The sequence below is a fragment of the Mesorhizobium sp. LSHC420B00 genome (genome assembly GCF_000503055.1).
GTDB lineage: Bacteria > Pseudomonadota > Alphaproteobacteria > Rhizobiales > Rhizobiaceae > Mesorhizobium.
The window spans coordinates 165845-174129 of record NZ_AYVY01000022.1; the positions used below are offsets into that span (position 1 = coordinate 165845).

The window sequence follows — 8285 nt, forward strand, 5'->3', positions numbered from 1 at the left end:
GCATTCCGCTTCGGAGTTTGCCCGACCATGCTTTCCCCGATTGCCGACCGCCTGGCAAGACTGAAGGATTGGATCTGCTAGCTCGCGTCGATCAGCACCGTACTCTCGGACGACCAGCGCAGCACCACCTGTTGTCCTTCCGCCAGCTTTTCGATGCCGGTGTTCTGCACGATGACCTTGATTGTCTGGCCATCGCGATCGACAAAATATGTGCTGTTGTTGCCGGCGAAGATACGCTTGGAGACCCGCCCCGTGAGTATGTTGGCATGGGCTCGGTCCGGAACGCCGGCATTGGTGGCGATGCGGATTCGTTCGGGCCGCACGGCGCAGCTCGCCTTCATGCCGGCGACAAGCGTAACCCCCGCGCTTGCGGCAATCCCCGTTCCGTCAGGCAGCCGGATGCCCGTACCAGTGGCGTTGCCGCGAAGGATGTTCGCGTCGCCCAGGAAGGTGGCGGCAAACTCACTCTTCGGCCGATCGTAGATCTCCTCGGGCGGGCCTTCCTGCACCAGCTTGCCATCGCGCAGAATGCCGATGCGGTCGCTCATCGTCAGCGCTTCTTCCTGGTCGTGGGTGACGAAGATCGTGGTGATGCCGATCTCGCGCTGAATACGCTTCAATTCGATTTGCATGTCCACGCGCAGCGCCTTGTCGAGCGCGCCGAGCGGCTCGTCGAGGAGAAGCACGCGCGGCGTGGTGACGATCGCGCGAGCGAGCGCCACCCGTTGGCGCTGGCCGCCGGAGAGCTGGTGCGGCCGGCGACCACCGAGCGTGCCGAGTTGCACGAGGTCGAGTGCGCGCTGCACCTCGCTGGCAATCACCGCCTTGGGCTCGCCGCGCACCGACAGTCCGAAGGCGACATTGTCGGAGACGCTCATATTGGGAAAGAGCGCGTAGTTCTGGAACACCATGCCGATGCGCCGCTTCTCCACCGGCACCCGCTCAACACTTTCGCCGCCTATGGAGATGCGACCAGAGTCGGGAAAGTCGAAGCCTGCGATCTGGCGCAGCAGCGTGGTCTTGCCGCTGCCGGAGGGACCGAGCAGGGCGTAGAAGCCGCCGTCGGCGAAATCGATCGAGACATCGTCCAGCGCCTTGTGCGCGCCAAAACTGCGCGACACATTCGATACCTGCACGCCCGCCATTATTTCTCTCCGCCGAATTTGAAGAAGCGCGCCGTCAGCAGCATCAGCGCCATCGACACAACAATGATGATCGTCGAGACAGCATTGATCTCGGGCGTGAAACCCTTGCGGATCGCCGCGTAGATTTCGACCGGCAGCGTCGTTTGGCCGGGCGTCGACAGAAAGTAGGAGACGACGAACTGGTCGAAGGACACGGCGAAGGCGAACAGCCCGCCGGCAATGACGCCCGGCATGATCCAGGGCAGCGTGACGCGGTTCGTCACCTGCCATTGATTGGCGCCGAGCGAGCGCGCCGCCTCTTCGAGCTCTGGCGCAAATGTCTGCAGCCGGGCCGAGACGACGACGATGACATAGGGCAGCGCCAACGCCACGTGGCCGAGCAGGATGGCATGCAGCCCGCGGCCGATGCCAACGCCGAAAAAGAAAATCAGCATCGCCGTGCCAGTGATCAGCCACGGTATGGCGATCGGCGGAAACAGCAGCGCCTGCAGGAATTTCTTACCGCGGAAGTCGTAGCGATAGAGCCCTAGCGACGCCGCGGTGCCGAGCGCGGTGCAGATGATGGTAGTGATGACGGCGATCTCGACGCTGTTTCGCGTGGCCGCGATCAGCTGATTGTTCTGCCAGAGCGAGGCATACCATTCCGTCGTCCACTCGAACGGCAGTTGGTAAAAGGGCGAGACGTTGAATGACATCAGCGCCATGATGATGATGGGCAGGTACAGGAAGGCGAGCAGCATCAGAATGTAGACCCGGCCGAGCCATTCCAGGATTCGGGTCGTCGCCACTAAGCGGCCCTCCGCAGCACCGGCGAAGTAACCGCCAGGATGACCAGCACCACAGCCAGCAGGATGAAGGACAGTGCGGCACCCAGCGGCCAGTTGAACACGGCAACGAACTGGTCCTCGATGACAGTGCCGTAGAAGGTGCCGGTGCGGCCGCCGAGGATGCGCGGTTCCATGAACGAGCCAACGACCGGCACGAAGATGAGTACTGCGCCCGCCACTAGCCCCGGCATCGACAGCGGAATGATGACCCGCTTCAGCACCTGCAGCCGCGAGGCGCCGAGCGAGCGCCCAGCCTCGATCAGCGAGTCATCGATGGCCTGCAGGGTCAGATAGCAGGTCAGCACCATGTAAGGCACGTAGGAGTGCACCAGCCCGATGATGACGGCCGGATAGGAATACATGAGATCAATGTTGATCTTGAACGGCAGCACGGCGTTGAGCGCTGTGTCGAGAATGCCCCCTTCACGCAGCACCATCGCCCACGAGAAGATGCGCACCAGCCCGTTCGACCAGAACGGCAGGATGACGAGCAGGAAAATCGCCTCGCGGCTGCGGCCTTTCAGCACCTTGGCCAGCACGTAAGCGGCGGGATAACCGATGACGATGCACCACAGCGTCACCTCGAGGCCGAGGCGCAGCGAGGCCACCAGCAATGTCAGGTAAAGGCTTTGTGAAAAGAAGGCGGCATAGTTTTCGAGCGTGAATGCCCACGGCTTTCCCGATCGCGGCAGGTCGGTCATGAAGGAGAAGAAGACCATGGCCGAGAGCGGCAGGAAAATTGCAACCGTCAGCCAGAGATAGGCAGGCGCCAGTAGCGGCAAGGCCGATCTCAGCCCGCTGCGCGACGCGGCTGCGATCTGTACTGCCATGACATCTCCTCCCAGGATAGGAAGGATCAGCCGACGTTGATGGTCGGCTGATCGCGGCTTCTGCTGTTACTTCACGTCGACCTTGAGCTGCTGCCAGAGCGCCAGATAGGTCTCGCGCTGCGCGTCAGTAATCGGCGCCTGGAACTGGATGCGCTTGGCGACAGCCGGGTCGCCCATCACCTTGCGGTTGAAGGAACTCTCTGGCAGCGCTTCGACCGCCTTGGTGTTGGCCGACACCGGCGCGCCGACCTTGGTGACCCATTCGACATAGAACTTTGGGTCGATCATGTAGTTGATGAAGGCCTCGGCGCCGGCGACATTCTTGGAACCGACCGGAATGGAGAAGGCGTCGAGCCAGGCGACAGCACCCTCCTGGGGAATGACCAGCGAGACCGGCAGCTTGAAATGCGTCTTGGCGCGGTCGGCCGAGCCGCTCCAATAGGTGCCGATGTCGATCTGGTTGGAGGCAACCATCTGGTTCCAGTCGTTCTCCGAGCTCCAGAACGTCTTGATCTGCGGCATCAGCGAGGTCAGCTTCGCCTTGACCGCCTCCATGTCCTTGACGTCGTTGATGTTCTGGCCGGTAGCGATGGCGCCGAACTGCACGGCCTCGACGGCATCGTCACGGATGGTAACGCGGCCCTTGTGGGCGGGATCCCACATTTCGGCGATGCTGGTCGGCGGCTTGTCGAATGACTTGTCGTTGATGGCGAGCGCCGTCAGCCCCCAAACCCACGGCACCCCATAGACCTTGCCGTCATGGACAAGCATCGATGATCCGGCCTTGTCCTTGCTGATGTCGGCATAGTTCGGCAGCTTGGACGTGTCGATCGGCTGAATGAGCTTTTCCGCCATCGCCTGATCGTTGAAGGCGGCATTGATCATGACGACATCGTAAAGGCCGGGATTGGTCCTGAGCTTGGTCAGCATTTCCTGTTCGGAATTGAAGAAGTCGTTGACGACCTTGTTGCCGGTTGCCTTTTCGAAGGCGGCTATGGCCCAGGGCTCGTCGGCGCCATAGCCCTTCCAGTTGAGTACGTGCACCTCGTCGGCCCTGGCGGCCAGCGTAAGCGCCGAAGCGAAGACAGCGGTTGCCGTCAGAAAAGCAGTCAGTTTGGGCATGCGCATGTTCGTTCCTCTCATTGTTGCCCGGTTGGCGGGCTTGTTATCCCATTAGGCTGTCAGAAATGGGCCTCTTGTTTCCGGCCATGCACGGTCGTCGGTCGATCGTCATGGCTGAGGAATCGCTGGATCTCTTGGTCGTTCGGCGCCGTCGACCCGCCATGGCGGGTGACCGAGAGCGCCGCCGCCGCATTGGCGTAACGCGCCGCTTCGAACGGCGACACGCCGTGCGAGAGCGCGCTGACGAAGGCGCCGATATGAGTGTCGCCGGCGCCGTTGGTGTCTACCGCCGCGACCTTGAACCCGGGCACATCTTGGGCGGTGCCGTCGGCCAGCCGCACGAAGCAGCCTTTTGCGCCAGCGCGGACGACCACGCCTGCCGCGTTGGGGCAGTGGCTGGCCAGCAGCCGGGCAGCAATAGCCTCGACATCGCCGGTGCCGGCGATCTCAGCCGCTTCGGCGGCGTTGCAGCTCAGCCAGCTCGTGCGCGCCAGCACCCGGTCGAGAATGGTGCGCGGAATGTCTGAAATGATCGGCGTCGGATCGAAGACCAAAGGAATTTCCGCCGGCAGCACCTCGATCCAGTCGACAAGCGCCTCTCGGCTTCCCGGATAGCTAACCGTATAGCCGGAGGTGAACACCCAGTCGCCCGGTGCGACCGAAATGAGCGCCATTATGTCAAGGCTGAGCAAACTCTCTGCACCAGGCCACGAGACGAAGGTGCGCTCGGCATCGCTCGAGATCATGGCGACGCAATTGCCACTGTCCAGAACCGGCGATGCCGGCGTCAGTGTCTCGATCCCCTCCGTGGCTAAGGCCGCGCGCAGGAAGTCGCCATTGGGTCCGCTGCCGAGCTGGCCGCCGAACACCACCTTCATGCCGGTGCGGCTGGCCGCGACCATCATGTTGAAGCCGCCGCCGGCGACTTGTGCAAAGCTCGATGCGGTCTTCTCCGTGCCCGGTGCCGGCAAGGCATCGATGCGGTAGACATAGTCGACTACCGCGCTGCCGATGTGGACGAGACGCCCGCTCATGCTGCCGCATCCTTGCCGGACCTGCTCTTCGCCGTCCGCAGGGCGACCAAGTCGGCGGCGAGCGCGCGCACCCGCCCAATGTCTAGGCCTTTGATCCGGGCGATGTGTTTTTGTGGCAATCGGGAAAAGCCGGTGCAGGCACCGGCCATGCCGGCCGCGATGGCGCCGATCGTGTCGGTGTCGCCACCGAGATTGGCGCTGATGACTGCCGCTTGCCAGGGATCGCCGCCGGCGACTTCCAGCACCGCGAATGCAGCCGGAACGGACTCCTGACTGGCGACGCCGGTGCCGACCAAATCGGTGATCAGCCGGATCGCGTCGCTCGTCTCCTTGCCGCGTACGAGCTTCTGCGCCCACCCAATGCGCGCGGCGATGTCACCGCCGGTCACCCAATAGCCGAGCGTTGCCCCGTGCCTCGCCCCGGCGATGGCTCTGTCGGAAGCGGCGCGCCAGTCACCGCCAGCGATGCCGCGACTGATGGCGGCAGCGACCGCTGCGGCCGAAGCGATTGCGATTGACGTGTTGTGCGTCGCCCTGCAAGTTTCGGCCACTTTGCCGACCAGTGCGTCAAGCGGCTCTGGCGGCATCATGATGCCGACTGGCGCGATGCGCATGGCTGCACCATTTGTGTCGCCGCTGCGTCCCGCTTCCTCGGCTGGCATACCGTTATTGATGGCGTCGATGGCGCGTTTGGTTGATGGTCCCAGCAGATCGTAGCTGCCGCGCGCCTTGACATCGCGTTCCCAGTCGAGCAGCGCGTTGACCCACCGCGCATGGTCGAACCGGTTACCGGATTCGACCAGGATACGGCCAAGCAGAAGCGCCTGTTCTGTGTCGTCGGTGATCGTCCCGGCCGGGAGTCCCTTCGACACCGGATGGTCGGCGAAAGGAGCAATGAAGTCCTCGACATGACCGTAGAGTTCGGCAATCCGCGCCGGCGACAAAAGCTGCGTCGGCATTCCCAGCGCATCTCCCAGTGCCCCGCCCACAAGCGCTCCCATGGCCCGATCGGTTATGTTCCCGGTGTCGTCCGGCATCACTCAGAACCTCATATGCAGCGCAAAATGCGCCGGGTTGAGCAGGCTGGTCACATATTCGATCGGCCGGTCATCGGCGGCGCGGGTCAAGCGGCAACCGCGCAGGAACGGCGTGCCTTGCGGGCAGCCGAGGATTGCGGCGTCCTCTGGGTTGAGCATTTCGATGCCGACCCATTCCTCGCCATGGTCTGGAATGAGACCGGCGCCGCGGAGCGTCTGGTGGAGCGAGCCTTCGCGCAGACCGCGTAACGGCACGTCCTCCAGTTCGGGTGACAATGGCAGGCGGCTGCGCTCAATGGAGATAGCGTGGCCGTCGCTGGCATTGGTGCGCACCCGATCGACAGCGATGAAAAACGGGTTTTCTATACCAAGCAGTGCGGCAAGATCAGGGTCCTCGATCACCTCGAGCCGCAGCGTCCGCGTCTCGGCATTTGCGCCGGCGTTGGCGAGCGCCCGCGACCAACCGATTGAGTCATCGACGGGCTTGCCATCGAAGGTGACGAAAGAGCCGATGCCCACCTTGGTGGTGATCAGCCCGCGGCTGGACAGTTCCTCGAGGCCCTTGCGAACGGTGTTGCGGCTGACGGAGAAACGCTGGACGAGCTCGTTCTCGCTTTGCAACCGGTCGCCGAAGCCCAGAACACCGGAGCGGATTTCATGTTCGAGAACCGTGGCGATCTGTTCGGGCTTGCCCGTACCGGGAGACGATGGGACCACGCGGCGGACCATAGGCATACCTGTTCATTGCACCTGTATAGTCCTGTGCAATGTATCTGCAACGCCAGCTCTGTCAACCGACGGCGGAGGGGCCACACAGATAAACCAAGCTGCTTGATGATACCCAGCGGCCGTGAAGGCCAGCGAGGTGCGGCGGGCGAACGGGGTCGCTGGAGATTCACTGTTCGCTGCTGGAAGACCCCTCGGCTGCCCCGTCACCATCGGCAGAATGCGGCAGAATGCCGAAGTCGCGCGACTTGGTCCCATGCGCCGCCGTCAGGAAGCCATCGGCTGTGAGGCCTCGCCTCAAAAGTTCGCGTACCGCAGCCGACCGGCTCGGCATGCGCTTGTCGAAGCGCCAGTTCTCCAATGCCGCCAGTTCATCGACGGTCAGCATGATCTGCAATCGTTCCGGGCGTTCCAGTTCGGACATCTCGGCCTCCAGCCATACCAGGCTAAAATTAGCTGAGTTAGTATGTTCCTAATTCTTTGTAGAGTTAGGTATATTGGCAGAGTACGTCAAGACCTCCAGATGCATGATCCGTGCAGAAGTCCGATGAAGCGGATTAAGCATCAAATGGGCAATCAACAAAATACGCTAACTACTTGGCACAACACGATTTTTGATGATTTTCGCTTGCCAATCGCGGACCCTGGGCGCATGGTAGAACACGAGGGACAAACCGCTCCCGAAAGGAAGGTTTTCCATGCGCTACGGATTTTCGGTTCGCCTGCACGAAGACGTCAGTTCCCGAGTCCGAGCTACATTGCGGTCCGGGATTGCCATCAATCTGACTGCTGTCGCCGAAGCCGCGCGACTGCAGAACCTTGCCGAGAATGTTGCGCGCGAAGACATCGAATGGCTCGTCATGCAAGCAGCCCAGCTCCAAGGCGCAGCTATCGAGTTCGACGGCTTCGCGGAAACCGATCTGGCGGAGTTCGCGTGCCCCGAACCGATGCAAAGCAGTCCCGCGCTGGGTCGGGACGCCTTGGAGGGCGGGGTGACCGTTTCGCCGGATTTTGGCCGTCAAACGCATTGAGGCGCGTGCTCTTGTGAGCCCCCGTCATGCTGCCGCCACGTGCTCGGCAAAAAGCCCGCCATAATGGCGGGCTTTGGACTGATGGAGGTTTGGTGGACGAAGGCCTCTCGGCCGGTCGGACATTTCATTCCCATGTATTCGCCCTAGCGGCGCGCGATCAGCAGGCACAACTGGCGCAAATCGCTGTCATAAGTGCCTTCGCTGCTGAGCACGTCGACGCAGCGCCTCTTCATCCTGGCCAACTTGTCGCTCGACATGTCGGCGACGACCTGGGGTAAGTTGGGATTGCTGGGATTGTTGGGATTGTTGGGATTGGACGGGCTGCCCGGGTTGGACGGATTGCTCGAATTGGTACCACCGCCGATCCCGACACCGGCGCCGACATTGATGCCGCTGCCGATCCCGACCCCCGCGCCGGCCCTGACGCCGCTGCCGATACCTACCCCGGCGCCGGCGGCAATGCCACCGGAACCGCCGATCGTGGCGCCGGCACCGGCGTTGATGCCGCTTCTGCCCGCGACCGACGCGCCCGC

At 62.6% G+C, this 8285-nt stretch carries 9 protein-coding genes and 1 pseudogene; 1 reads left to right on the forward strand and 9 read right to left on the reverse strand.

The window, feature by feature from the left end; all coding sequences use genetic code 11:
• Positions 1-77: 77 nt before the first annotated feature.
• From X760_RS65150 to X760_RS65185, 8 genes are all read right to left on the reverse strand, one after another.
• Positions 78-1145 (reverse strand): ABC transporter ATP-binding protein, encoded by a 1068-nt coding sequence (locus X760_RS65150; protein WP_023721291.1) that lies wholly within the window; start codon positions 1143-1145, stop codon positions 78-80.
• Entirely contained in the window at positions 1145-1933 is a 789-nt protein-coding gene (locus X760_RS65155) for an ABC transporter permease (RefSeq protein WP_031194613.1), read from the reverse strand. Before X760_RS65155 ends, X760_RS65150 begins: the two co-directional genes overlap by 1 nt.
• Positions 1933-2802 carry an ABC transporter permease gene (locus tag X760_RS65160; protein WP_023721293.1) on the reverse strand — a complete coding sequence of 290 codons (870 nt, stop codon included), beginning with the start codon at positions 2800-2802 and terminating at the stop codon, positions 1933-1935. The genes X760_RS65155 and X760_RS65160 overlap by 1 nt, the downstream gene beginning before the upstream one ends.
• 66 nt (positions 2803-2868) lie before the next feature.
• The gene (locus tag X760_RS65165; protein ID WP_023721294.1) at positions 2869-3930 is read right to left on the reverse strand and encodes an ABC transporter substrate-binding protein; all 1062 of its coding nucleotides are present in this window, start codon (positions 3928-3930) and stop codon (positions 2869-2871) included.
• A gap of 53 nt (positions 3931-3983) precedes the next feature.
• Complete coding sequence (locus X760_RS65170; protein WP_023721295.1) at positions 3984-4958, reverse strand: PfkB family carbohydrate kinase; 975 nt, start codon at positions 4956-4958, stop codon at positions 3984-3986.
• The gene (locus X760_RS65175; protein ID WP_023721296.1) at positions 4955-5995 is read right to left on the reverse strand and encodes an ADP-ribosylglycohydrolase family protein; all 1041 of its coding nucleotides are present in this window, start codon (positions 5993-5995) and stop codon (positions 4955-4957) included. Before X760_RS65175 ends, X760_RS65170 begins: the two co-directional genes overlap by 4 nt.
• A gap of 3 nt (positions 5996-5998) precedes the next feature.
• Entirely contained in the window at positions 5999-6724 is a 726-nt protein-coding gene (locus X760_RS65180; protein ID WP_023721297.1) for a GntR family transcriptional regulator, read from the reverse strand.
• A gap of 166 nt (positions 6725-6890) precedes the next feature.
• Positions 6891-7145 carry a hypothetical protein gene (locus tag X760_RS65185; RefSeq protein WP_023721298.1) on the reverse strand — a complete coding sequence of 85 codons (255 nt, stop codon included), beginning with the start codon at positions 7143-7145 and terminating at the stop codon, positions 6891-6893.
• A gap of 274 nt (positions 7146-7419) precedes the next feature.
• Between X760_RS65185 and X760_RS0139010 the strand changes: the two genes are divergently transcribed.
• The gene (locus X760_RS0139010) at positions 7420-7752 is read left to right on the forward strand and encodes a hypothetical protein (protein ID WP_023721299.1); all 333 of its coding nucleotides are present in this window, start codon (positions 7420-7422) and stop codon (positions 7750-7752) included.
• Between the two features lie 143 nt (positions 7753-7895).
• On the opposite strand, the pseudogene X760_RS77315 reads toward X760_RS0139010, so the two are convergent.
• Positions 7896-8285: pseudogene (locus X760_RS77315) on the reverse strand (hypothetical protein); the annotation flags it as partial.